The sequence below is a fragment of the Lactonifactor sp. BIOML-A5 genome (genome assembly GCF_009677585.1).
Taxonomy (GTDB): Bacteria; Bacillota; Clostridia; order Lachnospirales; family Lachnospiraceae; genus Lactonifactor.
Window position 1 is genome coordinate 45,786 of the sequence record NZ_WKYV01000016.1, and the last position, 17,174, is coordinate 62,959.

The 17,174-nt window shown below is 46.7% G+C and carries 12 protein-coding genes; 11 read left to right on the top strand and 1 reads right to left on the bottom strand.

All coding sequences use genetic code 11. From position 1 onward, the window contains the following. Positions 1 to 7: 7 nt before the first annotated feature. From GKG41_RS14005 to GKG41_RS14020, 4 genes are read left to right on the top strand one after another with little or no spacing between them, the layout of a single operon-like run. Positions 8 to 4,441 carry a diguanylate cyclase gene (locus tag GKG41_RS14005; RefSeq protein ID WP_154259636.1) on the top strand — a complete coding sequence of 1,478 codons (4,434 nt, stop codon included), beginning with the start codon at positions 8 to 10 and terminating at the stop codon, positions 4,439 to 4,441. A 26-nt stretch (positions 4,442 to 4,467) separates the two neighbouring features. Further along, on the top strand, positions 4,468 to 4,890 hold the full coding sequence (locus GKG41_RS14010) for an amino acid-binding protein (RefSeq protein WP_154259638.1): 423 nt from the start codon (positions 4,468 to 4,470) through the stop codon (positions 4,888 to 4,890). A 13-nt stretch (positions 4,891 to 4,903) separates the two neighbouring features. Continuing rightward, complete coding sequence (locus GKG41_RS14015) at positions 4,904 to 5,800, top strand: DegV family protein (protein ID WP_154259640.1); 897 nt, start codon at positions 4,904 to 4,906, stop codon at positions 5,798 to 5,800. Positions 5,801 to 5,823: 23 nt separating this feature from the next. Further along, a complete protein-coding gene (locus GKG41_RS14020) occupies positions 5,824 to 7,497 on the top strand; it encodes a GGDEF and EAL domain-containing protein (RefSeq protein ID WP_173015488.1) in 1,674 nt (557 codons plus the stop codon). A 56-nt stretch (positions 7,498 to 7,553) separates the two neighbouring features. Here the strand turns inward: GKG41_RS14020 and GKG41_RS14025 are convergent, their stop codons facing one another. Continuing rightward, complete coding sequence (locus GKG41_RS14025) at positions 7,554 to 7,973, bottom strand: transporter (RefSeq protein ID WP_154259644.1); 420 nt, start codon at positions 7,971 to 7,973, stop codon at positions 7,554 to 7,556. Positions 7,974 to 8,239: 266 nt separating this feature from the next. Between GKG41_RS14025 and GKG41_RS14030 the strand changes: the two genes are divergently transcribed. The 7 genes from GKG41_RS14030 to GKG41_RS14060 all read left to right on the top strand — a co-directional run bounded on the left by GKG41_RS14030 (position 8,240) and on the right by GKG41_RS14060 (position 17,070). Next, positions 8,240 to 9,550 carry a phenylacetate--CoA ligase gene (locus GKG41_RS14030; RefSeq protein WP_154259646.1) on the top strand — a complete coding sequence of 437 codons (1,311 nt, stop codon included), beginning with the start codon at positions 8,240 to 8,242 and terminating at the stop codon, positions 9,548 to 9,550. Between the two features lie 20 nt (positions 9,551 to 9,570). After that, positions 9,571 to 11,292, top strand: a complete 1,722-nt coding sequence (gene iorA / locus GKG41_RS14035; RefSeq protein ID WP_154259689.1) for an indolepyruvate ferredoxin oxidoreductase subunit alpha — start codon at positions 9,571 to 9,573, stop codon at positions 11,290 to 11,292. 1 nt (position 11,293) lies between these two features. Further along, positions 11,294 to 11,866: an indolepyruvate oxidoreductase subunit beta gene (locus GKG41_RS14040; protein WP_154259648.1), complete on the top strand. Its 573-nt coding sequence runs from the start codon at positions 11,294 to 11,296 to the stop codon at positions 11,864 to 11,866. A gap of 31 nt (positions 11,867 to 11,897) precedes the next feature. Further along, a complete protein-coding gene (locus GKG41_RS14045) occupies positions 11,898 to 12,329 on the top strand; it encodes an ACT domain-containing protein (protein WP_154259650.1) in 432 nt (143 codons plus the stop codon). A gap of 128 nt (positions 12,330 to 12,457) precedes the next feature. Further along, on the top strand, positions 12,458 to 14,011 hold the full coding sequence (locus GKG41_RS14050; protein ID WP_154259652.1) for a sodium:solute symporter: 1,554 nt from the start codon (positions 12,458 to 12,460) through the stop codon (positions 14,009 to 14,011). Between the two features lie 247 nt (positions 14,012 to 14,258). Continuing rightward, entirely contained in the window at positions 14,259 to 15,620 is a 1,362-nt protein-coding gene (gene trkA / locus GKG41_RS14055; protein WP_154259654.1) for a Trk system potassium transporter TrkA, read from the top strand. 10 nt (positions 15,621 to 15,630) lie between these two features. Further along, complete coding sequence (locus tag GKG41_RS14060; RefSeq protein WP_154259656.1) at positions 15,631 to 17,070, top strand: TrkH family potassium uptake protein; 1,440 nt, start codon at positions 15,631 to 15,633, stop codon at positions 17,068 to 17,070. Positions 17,071 to 17,174: the final 104 nt, after the last annotated feature.

A 17,174-nucleotide genomic window follows, 5' to 3' on the forward strand; every position in this document is an offset into this window, starting at 1 on the left:
GGGCAAAATGAACATGAAGCAAACATCAGATCAGACCTTTTTTGCATGTGTGGGCGGCGTACTTACCTGCGGCTGCGATGCGGGAGGAACCATATTGTGGGCAGATGATGGCTTTTACAATATGCTGGATTATACAAAATCGGAATTTGCAGAAAAGTTTCAGAATAAGATTGCCCCTGTGATTATTTCTGAGGAGCCCGGAAATGGATGGAAGGAATTTTGCGGTAAACTCAGTGAAAAAAAGGTGCTTCTGGCAGAATACCGGCTGCAGTGCAAAAACGGAGATATAAAGTGGGCTGTCTTTAGTTCCAGACGGATGGAAGAGGAGGGGAAAGAACCCTATGCCCTTATCTTTTACCACGATATTTCCGTCCGCAAAAAGAGGCAGATATCTGTTCAGGAACAGATTTTAAAGGATCCCCTTACGGGTCTGTATAATAAAAAGGCCGCAGAGTCTATGATTCAGGAGTATCTTGAGAGCAGCAGTGAGGCGGCGGCTCTCTTTGTGATTGATATAGACAATTTTAAGGGGATCAATGATAATTTTGGCCATATTTACGGAGACTCTGTACTCACGGAGATGTCACGTCATCTGAAAAGCATTACCAGAAGTACGGACATTGTGGGAAGAGTGGGCGGCGATGAATTTATCGCATTCTTTACAGATATAAAAGGGAAAGAGGGGATTATCCGCAAAGCAAAAGAAATAGGCAAGATGTTTTACCGTTCTTTTGAGGACTCAGATATTCATTATGAGATATCCGGAAGTATAGGAATCTGTTTCTTTCCCGATGACGGCACCACGTATCTGGAACTCTTTGAGAAAGCAGATGTGGCTGCCTATTTTTCTAAGGATAATGGGAAAAATCAATATACCGTTTATCAGGAGAATATGGAGCACAAAAGCCTGCAGACTGCAGACAGCGGGCAGGAAGAGCAGGACAACCAGCTGGCTTTGTACCGGAAGGCTTCCAGGGGAGGAACCTTTCAGATCCGCATGGACGAAAACTACACGCTGCTGTATGGCAATGATATATACTATCAGATCATGGGCTATACGAAGCAGGAAATGAAAGAAAAGTTTGGGAATCAGTGCAGGAGGAATGTTTTTCCGGGAGATGTAAAGCGGGTGGAGGACTTAATAAGCAGGGCCACATACACCGGGCAGCATGTTCTGGAGTGGGAAATGCGGATTATTACCGGACAGGGAGAGATTCGCTGGATATGGGTAAACGGGGCTTTGGAGTACCGTTCCACCGGGTGTGTAATGAGCGGTTTTATCCTGGATACGACAGAAAGACATGACCTTTTATCCCAGATTTCCAGAAGTGAGGAGAGATACCGGATAGCGCTGCAGCAGACCCACATGAACGTGTGGGAGTATGACATCCCCAATCGGAGACTGATCCTTACAGAAAGTGCCAGAGAGCACCATGGTTTTGGGGAGATTGTTGAAAATGTGCCGGAGTATCTCATTGAGTCCGGACATATTCATCCGGACAGTGTGAAGGAAGTGCGGGAGATGTACCGCAAGATCCGGGAGGGAGCGCCCAGGATTGAGGGAGAGATCCGCACAAGAAATCCCCGGGGGAACGGATGGTGGTGGGAGAAAGTAGTTTATACCTCCATATTCGACGAAGATGGCCTTCCCCAGTGCGCCATTGCCGTGGGCGAGGACATCACGGCAAAAAAGGAAGCGGAGATTAACTACCAGAAAGAGCTTCAGATGAGATTTGCCATGTCTGAGGGAATCATGGCCAGCAGCCGGGTGAATTTGACCCGAAATTGTGTGGAATATCTGCAATCCGAGATCCTGAATATAGAAGGGAAAGAAGGTGCAGTAAACTATGACGATCTGGTGCAACAGGGAGTGTCCAGAATTGTAAATTCCGAGGACAAGGTGCGTTATCTTAAGATTATGTCCTCAGAAGCATTAAAGTCCGCTTATGTGAAAGGACAGTCACAGGTATCCCTGGAGTACCGCTGGCTGGATTTGAACGAAAAGCTGATCTGGATCGGTACCTCGGTGAGTCTGGTAAAGGATGCGGTTACGCAGGATTTGTATGCTTATGGAAAGATGCGGGATATAGATTACCAGAAAAAACTAGAGCTGGGACTGAAGCAGAGAGCTGAGAAAGACAGTCTCACCGGGGCTTATCATAAGGAAACCGCGTTCAGTATCATGAATGCGGCGATCCGCAATGCCAGAAGTCTGGGACATGATTTTGCAGTGATACTTTTTTCTGTAGATAATTTCAGAAGAATTGACAGGTGCTGCGGATACGGGGAGGGCGGCAATGTTTTAAAAGAACTCAGCAGTCTTTTAGATATGAAGTTTGGGAGCCGGTATCTGGCGGGCAGATACAGTGAGGATGAGCTTCTTCTGCTTGTTCCGGGACCAAAGCAGCAAAAGGATCTGTCGTATAAGACAGAGGATGTCCGCCAGTCAGTAAGAATGTCATACGTATTTTCTGAACTGGAGGTGCCCGTAACCGTATCTGTGGGGATCGCAGTCTCTGGTGACGGTATAAAAAACATCCGGGAAGGTTGCGGCAAAGCAAAGGAGGCGTTAGACGCTGCAAAGGAAAGAGGCGGAGACTGCTGTGTCATGTATTCCCAGGCGATGGCTGCTGAGAAGAATCTGGTGATTCAGGAACTTAAAGGAACAGCAAGAGAGAATGGGGCGGGAGCTGCACCGGAGAAGGAGGAGGATGTTCTGCTTAAGTGTGTCTATTCCCTTACCTCATCCCTGGATATTGAACAGGTACTTGAGGAGGTACTGCGGGAGCTGGGAGCATACTTCAGGGCAGAACACACGTATATACTCATCTTGGGTGATGATATGGAGCGGACGGAGTATCTCAAAGAATGGAGAAGGGATGGGTTACCTTCCAAAACGTCTATTCCTTTAGCGCTTTTGCAGCAGATTAAGAATCAAATGGCTGTTACAGATATAAGCAAGATTGCGGGGATATATCCCGAAGAGACAGAGATACTGAGAGCAGAGGGGATCTTCAGCTTCCAGGTGGTTTCCATGGATAAAGTTCACAATGGGATCTCGGGATATATTGGCGTGGAGAATGGGGCCAGACATATGGAAAGGACGACAGTACTCCATTTTGTCCGGCATTTTGTGGGATATGAGATCATGAGGAGGAGACTTCATGAAAAGCAGGAATACCTCAGCTATCATGATGCGCTCACCGGATTGGAGAACCGTAACAGCTTTCTGTCCTACCGGGACAGTCTTTCCGAAGATACCCTGATTTCCCTTGGGGTAGTCTCTGCCGATATTAACGGTCTGAAGCAGCTGAATACCCAGTATGGCCATGATTACGGCGATTATATGGTAAAGTTCACCGGAAGGGTAATGCGTGAAAAGTTTAAGGGAGGAAGGATTTTCCGTTTTGCCGGAGATGAGTTTCTTGCTGTATTTGAAAATTTGTCGCAGAAAGCATTTTCGGACTGTGTAGAGGATATGAGAGCTGCCATGGAGGCATCTTATCCCTCCAGTATATCTCTGGGGGCGGTTTGGACTGATACAGAGATGAGTCTGGAACACGCCATAACCAGAGCAGATGAAAGGATGCTCCTTGCAAAACAGGAATATTACAGAAGCTCACAGAATATTGCCAAGCATTATGACCCGGCAATGCTGAAAAAACTTTTGAAGGATATACAGGACGGGCGTTACCATATGTTTCTACAGCCTAAGGCAGAGATCTCCACATGCAGGATTGTGGGGGCGGAGGCATTGGTGCGGTATATCGATTCTGATGGGAAAATCGTGGGGCCTGCCCAGTTTATTCCCCAGCTTGAGCAGGCAGGGAATGTCCGGCACGTGGACCTGTATATCTTTGAGGAAGTATGCAGAGCCCTGAAAAGATGGAAAGAAAAGGGATATGCGTGTATCCCCGTATCCCTGAATTTTTCCCGTACCACCCTTTTAGAAGAGGGATTGATCCATAAAATTGAGGAGATCTACCAGAGGTATCAGGTGGATCGAAATCTCATTGAGATTGAGGTGACAGAGAGCGCAAGCGTGGGAGAACGGGAAACCATAGTGGAGATCAGCGGCAGATTAGCTTCCCTGGGCTATCGGATTGCGCTGGATGATTTTGGGGCTAAATACAGTAATATGTCCATTCTCTCAGCCATGGAGCTGGAGGTTTTGAAACTGGATCGGAGTCTGGTTTCCGATTTGTTCTCCAATGAGAAGACCAGGGTTGTAGTGAAGAATTTTCTCCAGACCTGCAGACAGCTGGGGATCCAGAGTGTGGCCGAGGGAGTGGAAAGCAGAGAACAGCTTGAGGTACTGGAAGTCCTTGGCTGTGACTATGCCCAGGGATACTACTTTAATAAACCCATTCCGCTGGAAAAATTTGAAGAATTTTATCTGAAAAGTTCATCCTGCGGGGAGTACATAGAGATTCATTCATAAAAATATAACAAAGGAGAATACTAAAAATGATTAGACAACTTTCCGTTTTTATTGAAAACGTGCCAGGGAGCCTTATGCAGGTTACGAAATGCCTGAAGGATGCAGGGATAAATTTGATGGCTATATCATCCTTTGACAGCCCGGAATTCGGGATCCTGAGGATGATTGTAGATCAGCCGGAAGAGGCTGAGGGTATCTTAAAAAGAAATCACTTTATGGTCCGGGTGGGTACTGTCCTGGGAGTTTCTGTGGCAGACGAGCCGGGGGCTCTGAATAAGATGCTGGAGATTATGGCCCAGGGAAATATAAGTGTCAATTACATCTATTCTTTTATCAGTGAGATTGACCGCTCACCCATCATGATTTTTCACACCGAGTATACGGAGGAAGCAAGACAGCTCCTGAAAAGAAACGGAATGCATGTAGTGGATAACCTGAAAGAACTGTAAGGAGACAGCAGCTATGGAATATCAGATAATAACCGACGGTTCCTGTGATCTGGGAGAGGAACTGGCACAGAAATATGGGATTCGGGTAGTACCTTTTTATGTGTCATTTGATGATGTGACGTATGAAAAGGAGATAGAGGAACTGGACGTTCGCCAGTTTTACAGAAGAATGGTAGATCATCCCGGAAGCTATCCCAAATCCTCTATGCCTAACGTACAGGATTATCTGGAAGCCTTTGAGCCCTTTGCCAGTGCAGGGGTTCCTGTTATCTGTATTTGTATCACTACAAAATTCAGCGGATCTTATGCTTCCGCGTCTGCCTCCGGTGGAATACTTCTGGAGAAATATCCGGGAGCCAGGATAAAGGTGATTGACAGTGGTGTTAATACGGTGCTGCAGGGAATGCTTGTCCTGGAGGCTGTAAAGATGCAGAAGGCAGGATTCGGGTTTCAGGAAGCTGCAGACAAAATAGAAGAGATAAAGGGCAGCGGCAGAATATTTTTTACGATTGGCAGCATGGAATATCTGGTGCATGGAGGCCGTGTGGGGAAACTAATGGGACTGGCTGGCACAACCCTGGGGATTAAGCCTTTAATAACCCTTAAGGACGGGGAGATTTTTCCTTCCGGAATAACAAGGAGCCGGAGAAAGTCCAGAAAGAAGGTGCTGGACCTGGTGGAATCACATTTTCGGGATACCGGGGAGAATCCGGAAGACTATCTGATGGTGATAGGGTATGGATATGACTATGAGGAAGCTGTGGAATTCAGGGAGGAGATGCTTGAATCAATTTCCCATTACACCTCTTTGAAGGATGCAGACATCTATCAGATTGGCGCTACCATAGGGGTCCATACCGGACCGTATCCCCTGGGGATAGGGATCCTGAAGAAGGCAGTAAAAGAGTAAGGACAGGGAAAAGGAGCATGGGGATGGATAATTGGGAAAAAGATACAGATGAATTCGTTTATGATAAGGAACATCTTTATGATGCCCTGGTACGCAGCACAGATGACTATATTTATATAGGAAATATGAAAACCGGAACCTTCCGATATGCCCCCGGAATGGTGAAGGACTTTGCTCTGCCGGGGGAAATCGTTCCCAACGCGGCTGCCGTCTGGGGCGAGTTGGTGCATCCCCATGACCGGGAGGCATTTCTCGAAGCGAATCAGGAGGTGGCGGAAGGAAAGACACAGAATCATCATGTGGAGTATCGGGCTAAGAACCGCAAAGGCGAATGGGTCTGGCTCAGATGCCGGGGGTATATGCTGAAGGATGAGTCTGGAGTTCCGGATTTGTTTGCCGGGATTGTAACCAATCTGGGGAAAAAGAACAGGATTGACCATATCACAGGGATTTATAACAAGTTTTTGTTTGAGGAAGAAATTAAAACCAGGATTGTGACACGGCCGGACGATACGTTTGGGGTGATGGTGCTGGGAATGGATGATTTCAGGCATATTAATGACTTGTATGACAGAAATTTTGGAGATGAAGTGATCCGCATTACCGCTCAGAAGATCGCCACAATCCTTCCGTCTAATACTGGGTTATACCGTATGGACGGAGATGAATTTGCGGTTTTGGTATCGAATGTTCAGCCCGGGGATTTTGATAAAATATTCCTCAGCATTCAGGAAACCTTTCACAGGCAGCAGCAGTACAATGATAAAAAATATTACTGCACTCTCTCAGGCGGGTGTGCTACATACCCGGATGACGGAAATAATTATCAGGATCTCATAAAATATTGCGGTTATGCTCTGGAGTATGCCAAGGATCACGGAAAAAACCGTATGTGCTGTTTTTCCGAGGCGATTTTAAACCATAAGGAGCGGGATCTGCTTTTAGTTGAATTATTGAGAGAAAGCATAGAACAGGAGTACAGGGGATTTCAGCTGTATTATCAGCCCCAGGTGGAAGCCGCCACCGGGAGAGTAATTGGTGCGGAAGCACTGGCCCGATGGGAGTGCAGGGAGTTCGGCAGTATCTCTCCCATGGAATTTATCCCGCTGCTGGAGAAAAGTGGTCTGATTATTCAGGCCGGAAAGTGGATTTTTAAAACTGCTGTGGAGCAGTGTAAGAGATGGAGCAGAAAAAAACGTTCGTTTACGGTAAGCATTAATCTTTCTTATCTGCAGATCCTGGAGCCGGATTTCCTTCATTTTGTGAAAACCACTGTTGAGGAGGCCTGCCTTCCGGCAACCAATATTGTAGTGGAGCTGACAGAGACACTGCTGGTAAAGGAAAATGAAAAAATTACCCGGATATTTGAGGATATTCAGAGTATGGGCTTTTCAGTAGCGATGGATGATTTTGGCACCGGATATTCTTCTTTGGGAGTACTGAAAAATACGCCGGTTAACATTGTAAAGATAGATAAAACCTTTGTGGACGGTGTGGAGAAGAACTCTTTTGATGCCACCTTTATACGGTTCATTGTGGCTCTCTGCCACGATGTGGGGAAAGAGGTATGCCTGGAGGGCGTGGAGACCGCGGCAGAGTATGAGATTGTTAAGGGCAGCGGTCTTGAAATGATTCAGGGATATTATTTTGGACATCCTGTGAGCTGGGAAGAATTCGAAGAACGGTATTTGAACTGATCTGAGGTGAAAAAACGGGGACGTGCCGTACAGGCCCGTCCCCGCTATAGCGTTCTTTAATTTTCAAAGGTATCAGAAGTATTGGATGCCCCCGGCTTCAAAAAGAGATACTTGCGGACAGCAAACAAGATTGCAATGGCAAGAATTCCAATTAAAGTTTCCCAGGTGGCAAGATGTTCTACAACCATCTGCCTCGCAGTTGCAAACATGAGGACTTCAATAAGTGTCTCAGGGGTATGCTTGCAGAGCATTTTCACAAATTCAACTCCCACAACAAGACTCAGCGCTCTTGCCAGGAACTGGGTAAAGTATTCTGAAGTCATATGCAGAAGGGGCATGCTGGTCAGATCATATATAAGAGCAATGACCAGTGCGGCAATTACAGCCAGAATAATAATGGAAATAACAAGTTCCGTATAGCGGGATGCATGAAAGACAAGCTCGTTGATTCGTTTCCTTAAGGGCTTTTTTTCCATGAAACCTCCTTTATCATTATTTTATACCCCAGGGTCTTCTGGGGTGGAGAATGGTTTTATTATAGGGGAAATAACATGGAATTACAAGGGAAGTTTTTGGGTTTTTCTGCTTTAAAGCGCTAAAAAACTAGTGCAATATTCTGTAGATTTGTGCTATAATAAGATTTAACGCAGTAAAGCAGTATGATCTAGAATGGAAAAGAATCAGATGGCTGTTCCGCAGTACCACTGGGGAGACAAAAAGGAATGGTCAGATAGGAGAAATTATGATTTGGGCAAAAGAAGAAACATTATCAAGAGCTGATATCGAGACGATACAGCTGGAGAGGCTGCAGGAAACGGTCCGGCGTGTGTACGGAAAGGTTCCTGCATACCGAAAGAAGATGGAGGAGGCAGGGATTGTGCCGGAGGATATCCGTTCTCTGGAAGATCTGCAAAGGCTGCCGTTTACTACAAAACAGGATATGAGGGATAATTATCCCTTTGGTCTTTTTGCGGTACCCCAAAAGGACCTCTGCAGAATTCATGCTTCCAGCGGTACTACTGGGAAACCTACGGTTGTGGGATATACCAGGAGGGATCTGGATATATGGTCCGAATGTGTGGCAAGGATCGCATGCATGGGAGGAGCCTCCAGCGGGGATATTGCACAGATTTGTTTTGGATATGGCATGTTTACAGGCGCCCTGGGCCTGCATTACGGACTGGAGAAGGTAGGAGCGGCTATTGTTCCTTCCTCCACGGGCAATACGAAAAAGCAGATTATGTTTATGAAAGACTTTGCGTCTACCCTTTTGGTCGCAACCCCTTCTTACGCACTTCGGATTGCGGAGGTTGCAGAAGAAATCGGGGTTGATGTCAAGAAAGAATTGAAGATAAAGATTGGCCTGGTGGGCAGTGAACTCATGACGGAGGCTATGCGCCAGGAGATGTACAAGGCCTGGGGAGACAACATGATGCTTACACAGAACTATGGCATGAGTGAGCTGATGGGCCCAGGGGTATCCGGAGAGTGTCTGGAACTTTGCGGCATGCATGTGAATGAGGACCATTTTATTCCGGAAATCATTAATCCGAAAACCGGAGAAGTGCTTCCGCCAGGGGAGATCGGAGAGCTGGTAATTACTTGTATCACGAAAGAGGCGCTGCCGCTGATACGTTACAGAACCAAGGATCTTACCAGATTAATGTATGAACCCTGCAAGTGCGGGAGAACGACTGTGAGAATGGAGAACCTGCTGGGGCGCACCGATGATATGCTTAAGATTCGGGGAGTGAATGTATTCCCCAGTCAGATCGAAGAAATTCTTCTCAATATAGAGGAGTGCGGCCCTCACTATGAGATTATTGTGGGCAGAAAGAACCACTCCGATACCCTGGAGATTAAAGTGGAAGTATCCGCAGACAAACTGATGGATTCTTATAAAGCGCTGGAAGGCCTGGAGAGAAAGGTAAAAGACCAGATCCGTACTGTGCTGGGCCTGGATGCAAAGGTTTCCCTGCAGTCGCCTAACTCATTGCAGCGGTTCGAGGGAAAAGCGAAAAGGGTCATTGACCTTAGAAAGGAAGGAGAATAACAGTGGCAGAAAAAAAGATAATGTTAGGAAATGAAGCCATCGCCCGTGGGGCTTATGAAGCAGGGGTGAAGGTTTCCGCTGCATATCCCGGTACCCCGAGTACGGAGATCAGCGAGAATATTGTTAAATATAAGGAGATCTATGCAGAATGGTCACCCAATGAGAAGGTGGCTGCAGAAGTGGCTATCGGCGCTTCAATCAGCGGTGTGCGGGCTATGGTATCCATGAAGCATGTGGGGCTGAACGTGGCATCTGACCCTCTTTACACTGTATCATACATAGGAGCCAAAGGCGGGCTGGTATTTGTTGTGGCAGATGACCCCGGAATGTACAGCTCACAGAACGAACAGGACACTCGTCTGGTGGCAAGAGCCGCCCAGGTACCTGTTCTGGAGCCGTCGGACAGTGCGGATGCCAAGGAATTCATGAAGTTTGCGTTTGATCTGAGTGAGAAATATGACACTCCTGTGATTGTAAGGCTGACTACCCGTCTGTCCCATTCTCAGGGGCTGGTGGAGTTAAATGAGAGAGAAGAACCAGAGGATAAGCCTTATGAGAGGAATATCGGCAAGAACGTTATGATGCCCGGCAATGCCATCAAACGCCATCTGGTGGTAGAGGACAGAATGAACCGCTTGGAAGAAGACAGCTGCAAGTTCTCCGTGAACAGAGCAGAATACAGGGACACCTCCATAGGATTTATAACCAGCGGAATCCCTTACCAGTATGTAAGGGAAGCTATGCCGGATGCATCCGTACTTAAGCTTGGACTGGTAAACCCCCTGCCCAGGAAATTAATCGAAGAGTTTGCCTCAAAAGTGGATAAAGTTTATGTATTCGAGGAACTGGAGCCTGTAATTGAGGAGCAGATGAAGTCCTGGGGAATCCGGGTAATAGGAAAAGAAATCTTTACCCGTCAGGGAGAATATAGCGCCAATCTTCTCCGCACGACTGTGCTCGGCGAGAAGCTGGATGTGGCGGCACCGGCCCCGGTACCTCCCAGACCTCCGATTCTGTGTCCGGGATGTCCTCACAGAAGTGTATACTCAGTTATGAATAAATTAAAAATACATGCTGCAGGTGATATCGGATGCTATACTCTGGGGGCAGTGGCTCCTCTCGGTGTAGTGGATACCACCATCTGTATGGGAGCCAGCATCAGTTCTCTTCACGGAATGGAGAAAGCAAAAGGAAAAGATTACATAAAGAATTGGGTTGCTGTGATCGGTGATTCTACATTCATGCATACAGGAATTAACTCTCTGATCAATATGGTTTACAATAAATCTACAGGAACAGTAGTCATTCTGGATAACTCTACCACAGGTATGACAGGGCATCAGGATCATGCGGCTACCGGCAAGACTCTGAAAGGGGAGCCTACTTATGCAGTGAACATTCCGCAGCTTTGCAAATCCATCGGTATTGAACATGTGTGTGAGATCAGTGCTTTTGATTTGAAGGGACTGGAAGAAGCTCTTAAGAGGGAGACCGCCAGAGAAGAAGTCTCTGTGATCATCACAAAGGCACCCTGCGTGCTTTTAAAAGGGAATGTATTTAAAACAAAATGCAGGCCGGTGTCAGAAAAGTGCAAGAAATGCGGTCTTTGCCTGAAGCCAGGCTGTCCGGCTCTAACAAAACTGCCGGATGGAACCATTGCAATTGACGAAACCATGTGCAACGGCTGCGGTCTGTGCAGGCAGCTGTGCCACAGTGATGCAATAGAGGAGGTAGAAGTGTAATATGGCAACGAAGAATATTATGATAGTAGGTGTGGGCGGTCAGGGTACACTTCTCACCAGCCGGGTGTTGGGAGGCCTTGCAATTCATGCGGGATATGATGTAAAATTATCAGAGGTACATGGTATGGCACAGCGTGGAGGAAGTGTTGTAACTTATGTAAGATACGGAGAGACTGTGGCTGAACCTATCGTAGAAGAAGGTCAGGCAGATGTACTGATTGCTTTTGAGAGACTGGAAGCTCTCCGCTATATTCATTTTCTAAAAGAAGATGGAGTATTGATTGTGAACGATCAGAGAATTGATCCCATTACAGTTGTGACAGGTGCTGCAGAATATCCTGAGGGAATTCTGGAGGGGCTGAGAAAAGAACACAAGGTATACGCAGTGGATGCCATGAAAGAAGCAAAGGATATGGGGAACTCCAAAGTGTTTAACATTATTGTGCTGGGGGTAGCCGCACAGCACATGAATTTTACAAAGGAAGACTGGCTGACTGTCATTGAGAATACAGTTCCTCCAAAAACTGTGGAAATCAATAAAAAGGCATTTATGAAAGGGTACGAGCTGGCCTGAGAATGTAAAATACAGGAGAGGAGGCATCCGAATGATTAAACAGGTATCTGTTTTTATGGAAAACAGAAAGGGACGTCTGGAAAAAGTGACTGCTATCTTAAAAGACAATGATATCAACATTGCATCTATCAGTCTGGCGGATACCAGCGAATACGGTTTGCTGCGGCTGATTGTATCGGATCCCGATAAGGCACAGAAGGTGCTGAAGGAGAATGGATTTTCTGCCATGCTCACAGAGGTTACTGCTGTTAGGATTCCCCACAGAATCGGGAAGCTCAGCGAGCTTCTGAAGCTTTTAAGGGAGGCGGATCTGAATGTGGAATATATGTATGCCCTGAGTACGGAAAAGGACAGAGGGGCTATGATTATGAAGACATCCGATATCCCCAAAGGGGAAGAGACCCTAAAAGCAGGCGGTATGGAAGTAATGGAAGAAGACGAGGCATACGCTCTAAATATCTAGAAAGAAAAAGACCGGGTCCAAGAAGTTTCCCTTGACCCGGTTTCTTTTTTATAGTATAATTTAACGAGTTAAAGCGTAACGGTTTAAAGCGTAACGGTTTAAAGCGAACAAAAAGGGAGAATGGAAAAATGACAATTAAAGTGATACTGCTGATTTTATTTTTTGGAAGTATGGTGGCTGTTGGCCTGTATTCCAGAAAACATGCTACAAATGTGAATGATTTCGTGCTGGGAGGGAGGAGTGTGGGGCCCTGGCTTACAGCCTTTGCCTACGGGACTTCCTATTTCTCAGCCGTTGTTTTTGTGGGATATGCGGGGCAGTTTGGCTGGAAATACGGAGTCTCCTCCACCTGGATAGGACTGGGCAATGCTATTATCGGAAGTCTTCTCGCCTGGGTGGTTCTGGGAAGAAGAACAAGGGTAATGACAAAGCATCTGCAGGCAGCAACCATGCCGGATTATTTTGGAAAAAGATTTGACAGTGATACTATGAGGGTGGTGGCATCCGCCATTGTATTTGTTTTTCTGGTTCCCTATACGGCGTCTATCTATAACGGATTGTCCCGTCTGTTCGGGCTGGCTTTTGATATTCCCTATGCAGTATGCGTAATCGCAATGGCGGCTCTGACCGGAGCATATGTAATCCTCGGGGGCTATATGGCTACTGCGATCAATGATTTTATCCAGGGCATAATTATGCTGATCGGAATTGTGGCCGTGGTTTTGGCGGTACTGGGCGGTCAGGGAGGATTTATGGAAGCCATGAGAAAGCTGTCTGAGATACCGAGCGACGTTCCCGCAACGGCTGGTCAGATGGGGGCTTTTGCCTCTTTCTTCGGCACAGATCCTTTAAACCTCTTGGGAGTAGTCATTCTTACCTCTCTGGGAACCTGGGGGCTGCCTCAGATGGTACATAAATTTTATGCCATTAAAAGTGAAAAGGCCGTAACCACCGGTACGGTGATCTCTACCCTGTTTGCCGTTGTTATCTCAGGGGGCTGTTACTTTATGGGAGGCTTTGGAAGACTGTTTGACGACCCTTCTTTCTATGGGCCCGACGGAAGCATTATCTATGATGGCATTGTCCCTCATATGCTTTCCACACTCCCGGATATGCTCATGGGAATTGTAATTGTTCTGGTTTTATCAGCGTCCATGTCCACCTTGTCTTCCCTGGTGCTTACCTCTGCATCTACCCTGACTCTGGACTTTTTGCCAAGAAAGGTGTTCAGGAGCATAGGGGAAAAAAGACAGCTGCTGTTTATGCGTCTGCTGATCCTTGTATTTATCGCGGTTTCTGTTATCCTGGCATTAGATCCCCCTACCTTTATTGCACAGCTTATGGGGATCTCCTGGGGCGCTCTTGCAGGTGCTTTTCTGGCTCCGTTTTTATACGGCCTGTACTGGAAAGGCGTTACCAGGGCAGGGGTATGGGCCTCATTTATCACAGGCATCGGAATTACGGTTACCAATATGTTTTTCCACTATATTGCATCTCCCATTAATGCGGGTGCAATTGCGATGGTGGTAGGCTTCATAGTTGTTCCGGCAGTCAGCCTGATCTCCCCGAAGATTGAGAGAGAGACTGTGGAGAATATATTCCGGTGTTACGATGTGGAGGTGGAGGCAACCACCAAAAAGGTACTGCCGGAGGAAAAGGAAAGCTGGAAAGTCCGCACATAAGCCAAAGATAAGGCCGGGAGGTGTTTCTCCCGGTCTTACTTTTTCCCCTTGTGTTTCTCTGTTGCTCTGCTATAATGAAGATACAACATCCTGGGAATAATTGAACAAAATTATTACACAAAGGATATTGATAAATAGTATAGAAGTTGCTATTATAGATTACTAGGGCTGTCAGTAAAATGACAGCTGTTTTCCCGACAGCCAGACTGTAATTAACACGGGAAAGCGAAATCTACGGAGGAGAAAAATGCAGATAATGATTGTGGGCTGCGGGAAGGTAGGATATACTCTGGCAGACCAGTTGAGCGGGGAGGAAGACCATAATATAATTGTGGTAGACAGGAATCCGGACCGGATATCCCGGGTTACAAATGATTTTGATGTTATGGGATATGTGGGAGACGGGGCAAGCTATAGTGTTCTGAAAGAGGCTGATATTGACAACACGGATCTGCTGATTGCAGTGACAGATTCAGACGAGAGAAACCTGCTCTGCAGCCTGATCGCCAAGAAGGCGGGAAACTGCAAGGCGATTGCAAGGGTGAGAAACCCTATCTACAGCAGCGAGGGAGAATTCCTGAAGAGGGAACTGGGCCTGGCAATGATAATTAACCCGGAGTATGCCGCGGCATCGGAAATGGCCCGTATCTTTCGGTTCCCTTCCGCCATTAAAATAGATACGTTTGCCAAAGGGCGGATCGAGCTTCTGCGGTTCCGCATCCCTGTGGGAAATAAGCTTCATGACACACCCGTCTCTAATATCAGAGGCAAGCTGGGCTGTGAGGTACTTGTCTGTATGGTGCAGAGAGGAGAGGAGGTCTTTATTCCTCTGGGTGACTTTGTACTTCAGGAGAAGGACATTGTTTCCATTGTGGCCGCCCCGAGCAGGGCCAGCCAGTTTTTCAGAAAGATAGGTGTAGAGACAAACCGGGTTCCCAATGTTCTTATCGTTGGCGGCGGGAAGATTACATTCTATCTGGCCCTTCGCCTGCTTCATGCGGGGATCGATGTTAAAATCATTGAGCAGAACAGGCAGAGGTGTGAAGAACTCAGTGAGCTGCTTCCAAAGGCCAGCATTATCTGCGGAGACGGCACTGACCAGAACCTCCTTCTGGAGGAAGGCTTGGAGCAGATTCGCGGTTTTGCGGCTCTTACAAATTTCGATGAGGAGAATATCCTGCTTTCTCTGTTTGCAAAGAGTAAATCAAAGGCCAAGCTTGTAACAAAGGTGAATAGAATCTCATTTGATGAGGTAATTGAAAATCTGGGCCTGGACTGTATTGTCTATCCCAAATACATTACTACGGAGTTTATTATCCAGTATGTCCGATCTATGCAGGACTCTATGGGAAGCAATGTAGAGAATCTATATAAGCTTGACGATAACCGGGCAGAGGCCCTGGAGTTTTTAATTAAAGAGGAGTCACCTGTGGTTGGAATTCCTCTGGAAAAGCTTCAGCTGAAGAAGAATATACTGATATGTGGTATTAACCGGTACGGAAAGATTATTATTCCCGGCGGACAGGATAAGATCAGAGTGGGAGACTCTGTGATCGTTGTTGTTACAGATTACAGAATCCATGATATCCTGGATATATTGGAGGACTAGGGCAAAGATTATGAATTACGGAATGATTCTATATATACTAGGATGGATACTTAATTTTGAAGCAGCTTTTCTGACTCTGCCCTGCCTTGTGGCAGTATTGTATCAGGAACAGGATGGATTCTCCTTTCTGGGAGTGGCAGTTTTATGCCTCATCATAGGATTTATATTCTCCCATAAAAAGCCGGCCAATACTTCGCTGTATGCAAGGGAAGGCTTTGTGATTGTATCGGCAGGATGGATTGTTATGAGCGCTTTTGGCGCCCTGCCTTTTGTGTTGAATGGGGATATCCCCTCTTATGTGGATGCACTTTTCGAGACGATATCTGGTTTTACTACTACAGGAGCCAGTATTCTGACAGATGTGGAAGCATTGTCCAAGGCCAGCCTTTTCTGGAGAAGTTTTACCCACTGGATCGGCGGTATGGGGGTATTTGTCTTTATTCTGGCGATTCTGCCTTTGGTGGGAGGGTTCAATATGAACCTGATGAAGGCGGAGAGCCCCGGCCCTTCTGTGGGGAAGCTGGTTCCCAGAGTGAGAAATACAGCTATGATTTTGTACGGCATCTATTTCATTATTACTGTCGTAGAGTTTGTCTTGCTGGTAGCCGCAGGTATGACAGCTTTTGACGCCATTACCCATACATTCGGAACGGTAGGCACAGGGGGATTTGGAACCCATTCTGACAGTCTGGCGGGGTTTTCCCCGGCGATTCAGAATATTGTAACGGTATTTATGATACTCAGCGGTGTAAACTTTGGTGCATATTTCCTTATCATTCACAAAAAGCCGAGACAGGTCCTGAAGATGGAAGAGGTGAGAATGTATCTGGGAATTATCCTGGCAAGTGCGCTCCTGATTGCTTTTAATGTCAGGGATATGTTCGGCAGCTGGGGAGAAACTCTGCGGCATGCATTTTTCCAGGTGGGCTCTATTATCACTACTACAGGATTTGCCACCGTGGACTTTGACCTTTGGCCTCAGTTTTCTAAAACCATTTTGATTATCCTGATGTTCGTGGGCGCCTGTGCCGGGAGTACAGGGGGAGGCATCAAGGTATCCAGGATTACCATCCTGCTGAAGACGATTAAAAAGGAACTGAGAATGATCTCCCATCCCCGGAGCGTCAAGAAGATTGCCATGGACGGGCACAGGATTGAACATGAGGTTGTGCGATCTACCAATGTTTTTATTGCTGTGTACTTCCTGGTATTTTTTACCTCCGTGCTGCTTCTGGGAATGGATGAGCTGGATTTCACCACGAATTTTACAGCAGTGGCAGCGACCCTGAACAATATTGGACCTGGCCTGGAACTGGTGGGCCCCACGCAGAACTTCTCTATTTTTTCTGCACCGGCTAAGTTTGTGCTGATGTTTGATATGCTGGCTGGACGTCTGGAGCTGTTTCCCATGCTGCTGCTGTTTGCCCCTTCCAGCTGGAAGAAATATTAATAATGAAAAAGCAATAGCGGTGATGCACACAGGCAGAGCCGCTATTTGTGATCTCATAAAAGGAGAAAGATTTTGCATGTGTAAGGGGAGTTTGCTATAATCAG

Coding starts and splice junctions, on each gene's coding strand:
- GKG41_RS14040 (WP_154259648.1), top strand. CDS start 11,294: ATGGCAACGAAGAATATTATGATAGTAGGTGTGGGCGGTCAGGGTACA.
- GKG41_RS14030 (WP_154259646.1), top strand. CDS start 8,240: ATGATTTGGGCAAAAGAAGAAACATTATCAAGAGCTGATATCGAGACG.
- GKG41_RS14010 (WP_154259638.1), top strand. CDS start 4,468: ATGATTAGACAACTTTCCGTTTTTATTGAAAACGTGCCAGGGAGCCTT.
- GKG41_RS14050 (WP_154259652.1), top strand. CDS start 12,458: ATGACAATTAAAGTGATACTGCTGATTTTATTTTTTGGAAGTATGGTG.
- iorA (WP_154259689.1), top strand. CDS start 9,571: ATGTTAGGAAATGAAGCCATCGCCCGTGGGGCTTATGAAGCAGGGGTG.
- trkA (WP_154259654.1), top strand. CDS start 14,259: ATGCAGATAATGATTGTGGGCTGCGGGAAGGTAGGATATACTCTGGCA.
- GKG41_RS14015 (WP_154259640.1), top strand. CDS start 4,904: ATGGAATATCAGATAATAACCGACGGTTCCTGTGATCTGGGAGAGGAA.
- GKG41_RS14045 (WP_154259650.1), top strand. CDS start 11,898: ATGATTAAACAGGTATCTGTTTTTATGGAAAACAGAAAGGGACGTCTG.
- GKG41_RS14025 (WP_154259644.1), bottom strand. CDS start 7,973: ATGGAAAAAAAGCCCTTAAGGAAACGAATCAACGAGCTTGTCTTTCAT.
- GKG41_RS14020 (WP_173015488.1), top strand. CDS start 5,824: ATGGATAATTGGGAAAAAGATACAGATGAATTCGTTTATGATAAGGAA.
- GKG41_RS14060 (WP_154259656.1), top strand. CDS start 15,631: ATGAATTACGGAATGATTCTATATATACTAGGATGGATACTTAATTTT.
- GKG41_RS14005 (WP_154259636.1), top strand. CDS start 8: ATGAACATGAAGCAAACATCAGATCAGACCTTTTTTGCATGTGTGGGC.